This is a genomic window from Aquimarina sp. AD10 (assembly GCF_003443715.1).
GTDB lineage: Bacteria > Bacteroidota > Bacteroidia > Flavobacteriales > Flavobacteriaceae > Aquimarina > Aquimarina aggregata.
Window position 1 is genome coordinate 3,081,808 of record NZ_CP031965.1, and the last position, 13,536, is coordinate 3,095,343.

Genomic DNA, 13,536 nt, shown 5'->3' on the forward strand with positions numbered 1-13,536 from the left:
AATAAATAATCTTAAAATAATCCACCCTGGATTCCGCCTTTGATGCGTCCCAGATGCTTATATGCTGCTTCAGTAACTTCTCTACCGCGTGGAGTGCGCATAATAAATCCTTGTTGTATTAAAAATGGCTCGTATACTTCTTCTATAGTTTCTGCACTTTCACTTACTGCAGTTGCCAAAGTTGTAATCCCAACAGGGCCACCTTTAAACTTATCTATTAATGTGGTTAAAATCTTATTATCCATCTCATCCAAACCGTGAGCATCCACATTTAAAGCTTTTAAAGCGAATTTTGAAATTTCAATATCGATTTTACCGTTACCTTTAATTTGTGCAAAATCTCGTACTCTTCGTAAAAGAGCATTAGCAATTCTTGGTGTTCCTCTACTTCTTCCTGCAATTTCGATTGCTGCTTCCATAGAAATAGGAACATTAAGAATATGTGCACTTCGTTCTACTATCGTAGCAAGGAGTTCGGTTGTATAATATTGTAATCGTGATTGAATACCAAAACGTGCACGCATTGGGGCAGTTAGTAATCCGGACCTAGTTGTAGCACCGATAAGAGTAAAAGGATTAAGAGTAATTTGCACTGTACGCGCATTTGGACCACTCTCAATCATAATGTCGATCTTATAATCTTCCATTGCAGAATATAAGTACTCTTCTACAATAGGACTTAGACGGTGAATCTCATCGATAAATAAAACATCTCTCTCATCTAAATTAGTAAGTAATCCTGCCAGATCTCCCGGTTTATCCAAAACCGGTCCAGAGGTTACTTTTATACCAACACCAAGTTCGTTTGATAAAATATGTGCTAAAGTTGTTTTTCCTAGACCAGGAGGACCGTGAAACAGGGTATGATCCAGTGCCTCTCCTCTTAGATTAGCCGCCTGAACAAAAATCCTAAGATTTTCTAATACTTGATCTTGCCCAGCAAAGTCTTCAAATGTAAGAGGCCTTAATGCTCTTTCAATATCAAGATCTTCATTAGATAAATTATCGTTTGTTGGATTAAGATTTTCGTTCATTTTTTAATGCATTATCAATTCCCGTGTAGATTGCAAAACAAATATACTAGAAAAAGTCCAGCAGTATTGACATATCCCCTATCGAAAATAAAATACACTTAATTGTCAAAGCACCTAAGCATTGCCAACACAACTAGACCTATTAGATGATTTTTATTTTTAATTAAAACGTAACTACCTATTATACAGATTAAAAAAAATTGTATATTGCATTTTGTATACAAAATACAATATTATTCATGATACAATATACAGATCTAAGTCAACCAATTTATGAACGATTAAAAGAAATGATCGTTAACGACGAATTGAAACCTGGAGAAAAAATAGTGCAAGAGAAAATTGCTGAATTATTGGGAGTAAGCAGAACCCCCTTAATGAAAGCACTTCTTACTTTAGAAAATGAGTTCTTAGTCGAAAGTATTCCTCGTCGCGGAATATTTGTAAGAACTCCTGATTTAAAAGAAATCATTGATGTATACTTTTGTCGAGAAGCTTTAGAAGGTATGGCTGCAAGATTATTAGCAGAACAACATGACACCTCAATTATCAAACAACTCAAAGATTGTTTTACACCTTTTATAGCGAAGAAAAAAATCAACACTAAAGCCTATGCCAAGGCAGACGAAAATTTTCACAAACTACTCATTAAACTTACCGGCAACACCCCTCTCGACAAAATTTACTTCTTTAGCAATATCCATGACAAGGTAATAGGCTACGGATTAGTTAGACCCCCAGAAGAGACTATGGAAGAGCATTTTAAAATCATTAATGCCATAGCAACTGGGGATTCTGATAATGCAGAACAATACGCAAGAGCTCATATCAGAAAATCAAGAGAAATATTAATTGATCAATATAAAAAAAGAACCAGTGAAGAATTATAATATTGCCGTTGTACCAGGAGACGGCATAGGAAACGAAATTGTACCCGAAGGAATAAAAGTTTTAGAAGCGGTTTCAAAAAAGCACAATTTTAGCATTACTACAGAAAGCTTTGATTGGGGTGCAGGATACTACTTAAAAAACAAAAAGTTTCTACCAGAAGATGGCTTAGAGGTTTTAAAAAAATTTGATGCTATTTATTTTGGATCCGTTGGACTACCTGAAGTAGATGACACACTACCCGCAAAAGATTACACTTTCAAGGTAAGAACAAACTTTGAACAATACGTAAACTTTAGACCGGTTCGCACATACCCAGGAGTGCAAAGACCATTAAGAACAGAAAAACATATTGATTTTGTTATTATTAGAGAAAATACTGAAGGTGAATTTGTGCAGGTGGGTAGTCAATATTTACCAGATTCAGAAAATGGAATGGGAGTCGACACTAGTATTTTTACTCGAAAAGGTATAGAACGAATCGCGCACTATGCCTTTAAACTCGCTCTTAAAAGAAGAAAAAAAGTCACACATATTACAAAGTCTAACACTTTAATTAATAGTCTTACCTATTGGGATAGAATCATAAAGGAAGTAGCACAACAATATCCAGAGGTAGCGCATGACCAAATGTATATTGACAATTCTACAGCAAACTTTGTCCTAAAGCCAGAAATCTTTGATGTTGTTTTGACCACTAATCTTTTTGGAGACATTCTTAGTGACTTAGGTGGTGCTGTTATGGGTAGTCTTGGTCTAGGTGGTAGTGGCAATATTAATCCTGAAAAAGATTTCCCTTCAATGTTTGAGCCTATTCATGGATCTGCTCCAGATATTGCAGGTCAAAATATAGCAAATCCCTATGGTCAGATTTGGTCGGGAGCATTAATGTTAGAGCATTTAGGAGAAGTAAAAGCAGCAGATGCGATTATGCAAGCCATTGATAGATCAACAAAACGCGGAGTTTTAACTGTTGATCTTGGTGGTAAATCCAGCACTGTAGATGTTGCGAATGCGGTAATACAAAATCTTTAAAAAAAGTCATGTATAACGTCGTTGATCTTACGGTTGCCTATTCTAATGAAATAAATGGTTTTACTATACAACCCAGTAAAACCATTGAAACCGATGGATGGAACGCCAGTATGTTGAGTTTTTACTCTCATTGCGGCACTCATATGGATGCTCCTATTCATTTCGATGTTACGAATCAGACTATTGATCAAATTTCAATTTCTAATTGTATAGGCAAGGCATGGATAATAGACGTTCGAAAAGTTAGTGCTAAAGGTTTACTGTACTCAGACCATATTCAACAAAATATAAAAGAGCGATTTATAGCTGGAGATAGTTTAATCTTTTGGACCAACTGGTCGCAACACATACATTCTCCTAAATACAGAGATGAATTACCAAGAATAAGTGAAGAACTGGCATTATGGTGCCTTGAAAACAAAGTGAAAATGATTGGTGTCGAACCACCATCTGTAGCAGATGTAAACAATATAGAAGAGGTCACTAAAATCCATCAAATTTTACTAAAAGGTGTGATAATTATTGAAGGGCTCACCAATATTGATAAACTTAAATCTGATTGTGTAGAACTAATCGCATTACCATTAAAAATAACTGGTGGAGACGGTGCTCCTGCAAGAGTAATTGCCATTGAAAAATATTGATGAATATAATCCTATCTGAAATAGAAAAAGAATTACCTGTAGTCGATAAAACCGATTACAGGAGTCAGAACAATTCTCTTTTTTCTCAACTTCATAGGACTTGTATTGTTATTGATGACGACCCCACAGGTAATCAAACCGTTCATGATATTACATTACTAACTAAATGGGATGTAGAGACTATTGCTAATCAATTTAGAAAACAAAATCCAATATTCTTCATCCTTACCAACTCCAGAAGTTTAACTTCTTCTAAAACATCAATTATTTATAATGAAATTATTAGCAATATTGCTATTGCTTCAACCATTACACAACGCAGGTTTTCTATTATTAGTCGCAGTGACTCTACTTTAAGAGGCCATTTTGTCGAAGAAACGAATGCTTTACAAAAAGCAAAAAAATATAAAGATGCAATTACAGTTTTTATACCTGCAATGTTTGAAGGAGGTAGAGTAACAGTAAATGACATTCACTATATATCAGACAGCAAACAATTAACCCCTGTTAATGAAACTCCTTTTTCAAAAGATCATTCTTTTGGATATACTGAAGCCAATCTGGTATCATGGATTATAGAAAAAACTAAAAATAAGATTAATTCATCAGAAATATCAACATTCTCAATTTCAGAAATTAGAACACAATCTATTCAACAATTATCCAGAAAAATAATTGACTTAACTCCCAATACATATTGTATTGTAAATACACTCAATTATTCTGACCTCGATAAGATAAGCCACGCTTTATTAAAAGCGCAAAAAGCAGGAAAAACTATCCTGTTTAGAACCTCTAGCTCATTTGTACCTAGTTACATTGGTCTTATAACAAAAGGACTGTTAAAAGCAAGAGATTTTATTGCCGACCTCCCTCAGAACGGTGGCTTACTTATCGTTGGTTCATATGTACAAAAATCTTCAGATCAATTAAAATACCTTTTAAAACATTGCAATCCTGAAAACGTAATAGAAATAGATGTACATCAAGCCTTAAATGAAGATACAAGTACCTATATCAAATCTATAATAACTGTTATAAACAATCAACTTCTACGTCATAATGATATCGTTATATACACCAGTCGAAAACTAATTACAGGAAAAGATACCGAAAGCACTATTGATATTGCCTCAAAAGTATCGTACCTACTCACCACTTTAATACGCAAGATTTCTACGAGGCCTAAATATATATTAGCCAAGGGTGGCATCACCTCTCATGACATTGCAGTCCATGGACTCGGAATGAAACAATCAAATGTTCTTGGACAGATATTGCCTGGTGTTCCTGTTTGGGAAATGGGTAATGAAACTAAATTCCCAAAGCTACCCTATATTGTTTTTCCTGGAAATGTAGGAGATGAAAAATCATTACACACAATAACACAAAAATTATCTTAACATGACTATAGCATCTAGAAGGTATGGCTTTTTTGCAGGTTCTTTTTTCATCACATTACTACTTTATATTGATAGAGTATGTATATCATCTGCCAAAGAGGCTATTAGTACTGATCTCACTCTTACTGATATTGAAATGGGTTGGGTATTAAGTGCATTTGCCTTAGGGTATGCATTATTTCAAGTCCCAGGAGGAGCTTTAGGAGATAAATTTGGTGTACGAAAAGTAATGACGATCATCATGATCACATGGTCCTTATTTACGTCATTAACAGGTGCTGCATGGAATTATGTTTCGATGTTATGTTTCCGGTTTATTTTTGGAGCAGGAGAAGCGGGAGCTTTTCCAAACATATCAAGAGCTGCATTTTCTTGGGTTCCTTTAAAAGAACGTGGAATTTTTCAAGGTATAAATTTCTCTGGTTCACGTCTGGGAGCCGCATTTGCATTACCATTAGTAGCTTATCTTATTGATGCGTGGGGCTGGAGAACTATTTTTTACTTTTTTGGAGCTATTGGTATTGTTATAGCCTTACTATTTTATTGGATGTTTAGAAACACTCCTGAAGAACATAAAGCAATTTCAGAAAAAGAAAAACAATACATTATTGAAAACCGTCAAAAAGAAAAAATATCAGACAATAAAGGAGTCTCAATTAAACAAATTTTAAGCTCTAAAAATGTTCTTTTTGCCATGGGTCAATACATTGGCAGCAATTTTATTTTCTTTTTTACACTTACTTGGTTATTTCCTTATATCAAGCAAAAATATGGACTTAATCTTGTAGACGCAGGGTTTTACGCCATGGTTCCATTATTAGCAGGTGCACTAGGAAATTGGGTTTCCGGATTTATGGTTGATGTTATCTATAAAAAAGGTAAATGGAAACTCTCGAGAAGAGTTCCTGCAATAACAGGATTCATATTTGTTATTATTGGGATTATCTCAAGTTTATACATGAATACGCCTCTTGGTGCTGTTTTATGCATCTCTATTGCTATATTTGGTGCAGATATGACTCTAAGTCCCTCATGGTCTTTTTGTATGGATATAGGGCAAGAAAATTCTGGTAAAGTATCAGGAATGATGAATATGGCAGGAAATCTGGGAGCATTTGCGACAGCTCTTGCTTTTCCTTATTTACAAGAATGGACAGGATCCAATGATCCTTTCTTTTATACTGCTGCTGTATTAGCAGGAGTCGCAATTATATTTTGGTTAAATATGAATCCCGATAAAACCGTTGTGAATGACTAAGAAATTGAAAGGTGTAGCTATAGGAGCAGGATACTTTAGTAGATTTCAATATGAAGCTTGGACCAGAATACCCGAAGTAGCAATCACTGCGCTCTGTGATTTAAATACTACTCGTGCAAAAGAGGTCAAGAATACCTACTTGATTAAAAAACAATATCAGGATTACAAAGAAATGCTAATTCAAGAAAAACCTGATTTTGTTGATATTATTACACCTCCAGAAACACATTTTGAAATGTGTTGTTTTGCAGCTGATCAAGGAATAGATATTATTTGTCAAAAACCATTGGCTCCAACTTATGAAGAAGCCATTCGACTTGTCGCTTATGTTAAAAGTAAAGGAGTACGATTTGTTGTTCATGAAAATTTTCGCTTTCAGCCTTGGCATAGAGAAATAAAAAAAATTATTGATCATAATGAAATTGGTGATCTTTTTAATCTGAATTTTAGGTCACGATTAGGCGATGGCTGGGGTAATGATGCCTATCTTGAAAGGCAACCCTATTTTCGGGACTACGAAAAATTATTAATTTATGAAACAGGTGTACATTACATAGACACTTTTAGATATCATGCAGGTGAAATCAAAAATGTATACGCAATACTAAAAAAATTAAACCCAATTATTAAAGGCGAAGATTGTGGTATGATGATCCTTAACTTTAAAAATAACGCACACGCCACCTGGGATGCCAATCGCTATAATGAGAGTAATTATCTATCCCCTAGATATACTTTTGGAGAATATCTTATCGACGGTTCAAAAGGCTCTATTAGATTATATCCAGACGGAAAAATAACTATACAACTACTGGGTCAAAACGAAAAAGAACATGCGTATACACATAATGATATTGGTTTTGCTGGAGACTGTTGTTATCTCTTTCAAAGAGATTACGTAGACAACATGATTTTTGATGGGGTTTTTGAAACTAATGTAGATAATTATTTAAAAAACCTTAGTGCCCAAGAGGCAGTATATCAATCTGCAAAAATTAACATGCCTGTTGAGGTTTAACTCCAAAAAACTTAGTTTAAACTAAATAAATTTCATTAAACAACTAAGACATATCTATAAACTCTTTTCTCTAATATAGGTGTATTACTACAACACTCTATACAGACAAGATTTGTTCTCTCTTCTTAGAAAAAGTGTAAAACAAAAGGTGCAAATTCCCTAAAAAAGGGGATGTTCTACCTATAACTTTTGTTGTTTATTTGCCGCATAAATATTAACTACAAACTAACAAATTATGAAAAAATCAAACGTACTTGGCTTTACTAGAATGTCTTGTATGCTAGCACTAGCTGCGGCACTATTAAGTTGTGAAAAAGAAAATGACACCACAGCTGTATCGGTAATCAACTCTACTGAAACTAATTTTTCACAAGAATTAGCATTTCCAAATAAAACTGGAGATTTAAAAGAAGTTCTTCTGAACAATCAAACAGTTATTGTTGAAGAAATTAACAACAATTATGTTTATCAGGGTGATATTTTGATTAATCCAAATATTGAAAACACCCTTGAAGAAAAAAGTGTTGGTCGATCATTAGATAAATGGAAATGGCCAAATAGAACTGTATTTTTTACCATAGACAGTAATTTACCTAATCAAGCCAGAGTTACAGATGCCATTGCTCATTGGGAGCAAGAAACTGATCTAAGATTTGTAAGACGAACAAATCAGCGTGACTATATTCGTTTTAGAAACGGTAATGGATGTTCATCATTCGTAGGTAGACAAGGAGGTGCTCAAAACATAACACTTGCAAATGGTTGTTCTACTGGAAATACTATTCATGAAATTGGTCATGCAATTGGATTATGGCATGAACAAAGTAGGGCTGACAGAGACAGATACATAAACATTAACTTTAATAATATCGAAAATGGAAGAGCATTCAATTTTCAGACTTATGGACAGCAAAACCAAGACGGAAATGAATATACTTCTGCTTTAGATTTTGGAAGTATAATGATGTACGGACCATTTGCATTTTCTAAGAATGGACAACCAACTATTACTAGAAAAAATGGAACTACATATAGTGTACAAAGAAATGCTTTATCTCAACAAGATATTGATGGTATCGAAAGAAGGTATGCTAATGTGTCTTTTTGGTTAACAAATAATCGAAGAGGAGCTTCTAGAGGTCAAAAGATTATTGACGGTAGCGTTAGAGGAATAAAAGTAAGAGAACAATCTGGATATGGCGTTATCAATGCTGCTATTACCAGAGGCAGTGTCTCATCTGCTTGGACAACAACCAACACTAGAGGACGTATCAAATCTGTTTCTTTTAGCAACCCAAATGATTATGCTACTGGTATTGAAGTAAGAGAACAATATGGTTATGGAATCATTGATGTAAGGCTTATTAGCCAAAATGGAAACAAAACTCCTTGGGCGACTAATAATCCAAGAGCGAATAGAGTTTTAAGGTACAATGCTCCTTCTGGAAGATTTATTACTGGAATTGAAGCTCAAGAACAAAGTGGATATGGAATAATTGACTTAAGAGTTTTTGTAAACAACTAGATATAACACAAATTTTAATCACATAATAGATTTGTAATCATAATCTAATAAAGGCTGCTACTAACATATAACATGTATAGAGCAGCCTTTTAACTTTATCAAACTTCTATAGGTTATATTACTTAATAACAAACTTAACCCATACTCCATTCTTATATTTCAAACATTCTAAAACTTCTCTTTTAGAAATTTCCATATTATAGATATGATAAAAGTAAATAGTGATTAATTTCTGCCTTAAATATTAGTTCTACGAGTAGATCTTTTAAGAATCTATTATATCTAAACAAGGTTTTTAAACAGTTTTATATTTACATAAGTGATACAACTCTTTACTGTTCGATTGTACGTATAAAAAAAGCTCTTTCCTAGATGAAAGAGCTTTTATATTTTAAACATCAATATAAATCATTAATGATGCATTTCTTCTTCGTTATCCTGCAATGGTACGATTTGAGGAACAAAGTCCTGTCCAGCAATTACATACTCACCATTTTCATTAGTTTTACTGTAATCGTAAGGCCATCTGTATACGCTAGGGATTGCTCCTGGCCAGTTACCATGCATATGCTCTACTGGTGTAGTCCACTCTAAAGTATTTGAACTCCATGGATTTTGCGTTGCTTTCTTACCATAGAACATAGAATGAATAAAGTTATATAAGAATACTAACTGTGCCGCAGCGGTAATTAATGCAAATACTGTTATTAACACATTAGTATCTTGTAAATCATCAAAATATGGGAAATTAGAATTCGTATAGTAACGACGTGGTAATCCTGCCATACCAATGAAATGCATTGGGAAGAACACTCCGTACGCACCGATTGCTGTTACCCAGAAATGTACATATCCCAAGTTTTTATTCATCATTTTACCATACATCTTAGGGAACCAATGATATACACCTGCAAATAATCCATAAAGAGCAGATATTCCCATTACTAAATGGAAATGCGCTACTACAAAATACGTGTCGTGCACATTAATATCAAGAGTACTATCACCAAGAATGATTCCTGTAAGACCACCTGTTATAAAAGTAGATACCAATCCAATAGAGAATAACATTGCTGGGTTAAGTTGCAAATTACCTTTCCATAGTGTAGTGATATAGTTAAATGCTTTTACTGCTGATGGTATAGCGATCAATAATGTTGTAAATGTAAATACTGATCCTAAAAATGGATTCATTCCTGATATAAACATATGGTGACCCCATACTATTGTAGATAAGAATGCAATTGCTAATATAGAAGCAACCATCGCTCGGTATCCAAAAATTGGTTTACGTGAATTTGTAGCTATTATCTCTGAAGTAATACCCAATGCCGGTAATAAAACGATATACACTTCTGGGTGACCTAAGAACCAAAATAAATGTTCAAATAGTACAGGTGACCCACCTTGATTATGTAATACTTCTCCTTGAATATAGATATCACTTAAATAGAACGAAGTACCAAAACTTCTATCCATTATTAATAGTAAAGCTGCAGATAATAAAACTGGAAATGATACAACACCGATGATAGCAGTTACAAAGAACGCCCAAATTGTAAGTGGCATTCTTGTCATAGACATTCCTTTAGTTCTAAGGTTTATAACCGTTACCACATAATTTAATGACCCTAATAAAGATGATGCTATAAATATAGCCATCGATACTAACCATAAAGTCATCCCTGTTCCGGAACCACCAATTGCCTGTGGCAATGCACTTAAAGGTGGGTAAATTGTCCAACCTGCAGATGCTGGTCCAGCTTCGGCAAATAATGATAGCACCATGATTACACTACTTAAGAAGAATAACCAGTATGATATCATATTTAAGAATCCTGAAGCCATATCACGTGCTCCAATTTGTAATGGAATTAGTAAGTTACTAAATGTACCACTCAAACCTGCAGTAAGTACAAAGAATACCATGATAGTACCATGAATAGTTACTAAAGCCAAGTACATACTTGGATCCATAACCCCATCTTTACCAAATTTACCAAGTAAAACTTCATAAACTGTAAACTGGTGATCTGGCCATGCCAATTGCATTCTAAACAATAAAGACATTGCAATACCAATAATTCCCATAATCAAACCAGTAATCAAATACTGCTTAGAGATCATTTTATGATCTTGACTAAAAATATATTTAGTAATAAATGTCTCCTTATGGTGCCCGTGATCGTCGTGACCGTGATCGTGGTTATCTCCTTGATGTGCTGACATAACGCTCATTTCTTTTTTAATATACTATATTAATTTTTCTTTCTCTTCTTAGTTGCTTGCTTGTGCAGATAATTGTTCTCCAAAAGTTGGTTGTGTTTTTAACCAAGCTTCATAATCCTTTTCAGATTCTACAACAATCTTCATTTGCATATTATAGTGAGATGCTCCACAAATTTTATTACATAACAAATAATACTCGAATTCGTATGTTTCTAAAGCCTCGTCACCTTTTGCAACTAATTTTTTACTCTTTTCTTTTCTAATTTTATTGATCGTAGCAACTTTCTCAACCATAAAATCACTATTCTTCATCTCTTCAGAAGTCATTGTAGGTGTATATGAAAATTCTGTGATCATACCAGGAACAACATTCATCTGTGCTCTAAAGAAAGGCATATATGCAGAGTGCAATACATCCTGTGATCTCATCTTAAAGATAACCTTTCTATTAACAGGTAAATGTAATTCGGTAGTTATTTTATCATCTTTACCATAATTGTCTGCAACATCAATACCTAATGTATTAATTCCTTCAATAAAACGAACATTCGCTTTACCTAGTTCATTATCTGATCCAGCATATCTTGCTCTCCAATCAAACTGATAAGCATATAATTCGACAATTAATGGATCGCCTTCTTCTTCGTCGATATTCATAATATCGGTCCAAGTAAATAAACCATAAATAATTAATCCAGCTAATACGATTACCGGAATTATCGTCCAAATAAATTCTAATTTATCATTATCAGCAAAGAATAAAGCTTGATTTCCTTTCTTACCTCTGTATTTGTATGCGAAATAGTGTAACAATCCTTGTGTAAGGAATTGAACAATAAATATAAGCACCATAGAGATGAACATCAATTGATCATAATCTACCCCATGCTCAGAAGCCGATTCTGGAAGGAAGAACGTATGATACTGCACAAAGCAATATAAGGTTAATAAGTACATGAATATTACAAATGCAAGCATAAGCTTACCTTGTAAATTGTTATCCTTATCATTTGCGACTTGAGAATTATCAGCATTCTTTAATTGAGACAATTTCAAAATTCTTGACATTTGCCACAATGTAATTCCGAAAAGCGCTATAACTACTATGGTTAAAAATACACTCATTTTTATCTATCTTCTTATTTTACAATTCAAATTTTAATAATGGAAATGTTTACTTTCCTCTAAATACGGATTACCCTTAGCAAGCAACGGAGCTTTTGTTAGTGCTCTGAACACTACAAATAAGAACAGTCCTAAGAACAATAACACAGCGCTTATTTCGCTAATACCAATAAACCAAGATTCACCAACAGTTGCAGGCATAACCATATTATATACATCTATGTAGTGACCACAAAGGATTACAATTCCTGCCATTACCACGAACCAATTCACACGTTTAAAGTCGCTATTCATTAACACTAATAAAGGGAAAATGAAATTCATTACTAACATTCCGAAGAATGGAAGTTTATAATCTTCGATACGTGTAATGAAATAGGTCACCTCTTCTGGTATATTCGAATACCAAATCAGCATAAATTGAGAGAACCAAAGGTATGTCCAGAAAATACTAATACCGAACATAAATTTAGCCAAATCATGTATATGACTATTATTTACAAATTCTAAATATCCTTTAGATTTAAGGTAAATTGTTATCAGTGCAATTGTAGTAATTCCTGATACAAATAAACTTGCAAACACATACCAACCAAATAATGTACTAAACCAGTGCGGATCAAAACTCATTATCCAATCCCATGACATCATTGATTCTGTATAAATAAAGAATACTAAGAATCCAGCTGCAATTTTAAAACTTTTCTTATACCAAACGTTACCTTCAGGGCTTTCGTCTTGTTTTCTAGAAAATTTAACGGCAAAATGGCGATATAATAACCAACCACCCATAAAAATAGCCGCTCTAATTATGAAACCAGTTCCGTTTAACCAACCTGATTTACCTTGGATTAATTTATCATGTGCAACAACTTCTGGATCTGCCCACACGAATAAATGGTTTACATGAAATCCTGATAAAGCCAAGATTACAAATAAGATCAAACCACCGGGAACTAGATATGCAGTAATTGCCTCCATTACCCTAAACAATACAGGAGACCATCCTGCTTGCGCCGCAAATTGTATCGCATAAAATGCAAGTACACCTAAAGCGATCATAAAAAAGAAGAACGCTGCAATGTATAATGAAGCCCAAGGCTTATTTTGTAGTTGATGTAAAATGTGTTCATAATGTGCGTCACCTCCATGAGCATCTTCAGCATGTGATTCTCCATGAGACGCGGCTTGTACTGCTTCACCATGACCACCTCCATGAGCGTCGTGCGCTGCCATCATTTCTTTTACCTCTTCTATAGAACCAGGTCTATCAGCAAATCCTATAACAAGACCTACAAGACCTACAACCATAAGGATGATAGAAAATAATCTTAATCTATTTGATAGCGTATACATATCTTTATAATATCGTTATTC

At 34.0% G+C, this 13,536-nt stretch carries 11 protein-coding genes; 7 read left to right on the forward strand and 4 right to left on the reverse strand.

What is annotated here, in order from left to right; translation table 11 throughout:
* Nucleotides 1-11: 11 nt before the first annotated feature.
* The gene (ruvB, locus tag D1816_RS12905) at nt 12-1,034 is read right to left on the reverse strand and encodes a Holliday junction branch migration DNA helicase RuvB (RefSeq protein WP_066317351.1); all 1,023 of its coding nucleotides are present in this window, start codon (nt 1,032-1,034) and stop codon (nt 12-14) included.
* Between the two features lie 239 nt (nt 1,035-1,273).
* Between ruvB and D1816_RS12910 the strand changes: the two genes are divergently transcribed.
* From D1816_RS12910 to D1816_RS12940, 7 genes are all read left to right on the forward strand, one after another.
* Entirely contained in the window at nt 1,274-1,924 is a 651-nt protein-coding gene (locus D1816_RS12910; protein ID WP_118503337.1) for a GntR family transcriptional regulator, read from the forward strand.
* Nucleotides 1,911-2,957 (forward strand): isocitrate/isopropylmalate dehydrogenase family protein, encoded by a 1,047-nt coding sequence (locus D1816_RS12915; RefSeq protein WP_118506259.1) that lies wholly within the window; start codon nt 1,911-1,913, stop codon nt 2,955-2,957. Before D1816_RS12910 ends, D1816_RS12915 begins: the two co-directional genes overlap by 14 nt.
* Nucleotides 2,958-2,965: 8 nt before the next feature.
* A complete protein-coding gene (locus D1816_RS12920; protein ID WP_118503339.1) occupies nt 2,966-3,601 on the forward strand; it encodes a cyclase family protein in 636 nt (211 codons plus the stop codon).
* Nucleotides 3,601-5,004 (forward strand): four-carbon acid sugar kinase family protein, encoded by a 1,404-nt coding sequence (locus D1816_RS12925; protein ID WP_118503340.1) that lies wholly within the window; start codon nt 3,601-3,603, stop codon nt 5,002-5,004. Before D1816_RS12920 ends, D1816_RS12925 begins: the two co-directional genes overlap by 1 nt.
* A 1-nt stretch (nt 5,005) precedes the next feature.
* Nucleotides 5,006-6,262: an MFS transporter gene (locus tag D1816_RS12930; protein ID WP_118503343.1), complete on the forward strand. Its 1,257-nt coding sequence runs from the start codon at nt 5,006-5,008 to the stop codon at nt 6,260-6,262.
* Entirely contained in the window at nt 6,255-7,280 is a 1,026-nt protein-coding gene (locus D1816_RS12935; protein ID WP_118503345.1) for a Gfo/Idh/MocA family protein, read from the forward strand. Before D1816_RS12930 ends, D1816_RS12935 begins: the two co-directional genes overlap by 8 nt.
* A gap of 235 nt (nt 7,281-7,515) precedes the next feature.
* Nucleotides 7,516-8,805 carry a M12 family metallopeptidase gene (locus D1816_RS12940; RefSeq protein ID WP_066317368.1) on the forward strand — a complete coding sequence of 430 codons (1,290 nt, stop codon included), beginning with the start codon at nt 7,516-7,518 and terminating at the stop codon, nt 8,803-8,805.
* Between the two features lie 411 nt (nt 8,806-9,216).
* Here the strand turns inward: D1816_RS12940 and D1816_RS12945 are convergent, their stop codons facing one another.
* Genes D1816_RS12945 through D1816_RS12955 form a run of 3 tightly spaced genes read right to left on the reverse strand, consistent with a single transcriptional unit; the run spans nt 9,217 to nt 13,515 of the window.
* Nucleotides 9,217-11,034 carry a cbb3-type cytochrome c oxidase subunit I gene (locus D1816_RS12945; RefSeq protein WP_066317369.1) on the reverse strand — a complete coding sequence of 606 codons (1,818 nt, stop codon included), beginning with the start codon at nt 11,032-11,034 and terminating at the stop codon, nt 9,217-9,219.
* A gap of 48 nt (nt 11,035-11,082) precedes the next feature.
* Entirely contained in the window at nt 11,083-12,159 is a 1,077-nt protein-coding gene (locus D1816_RS12950) for a cytochrome c oxidase subunit II (RefSeq protein WP_118503348.1), read from the reverse strand.
* A gap of 33 nt (nt 12,160-12,192) precedes the next feature.
* Entirely contained in the window at nt 12,193-13,515 is a 1,323-nt protein-coding gene (locus D1816_RS12955) for a quinol:cytochrome C oxidoreductase (protein ID WP_066317371.1), read from the reverse strand.
* Between the last annotated feature and the right edge of the window lie 21 nt (nt 13,516-13,536).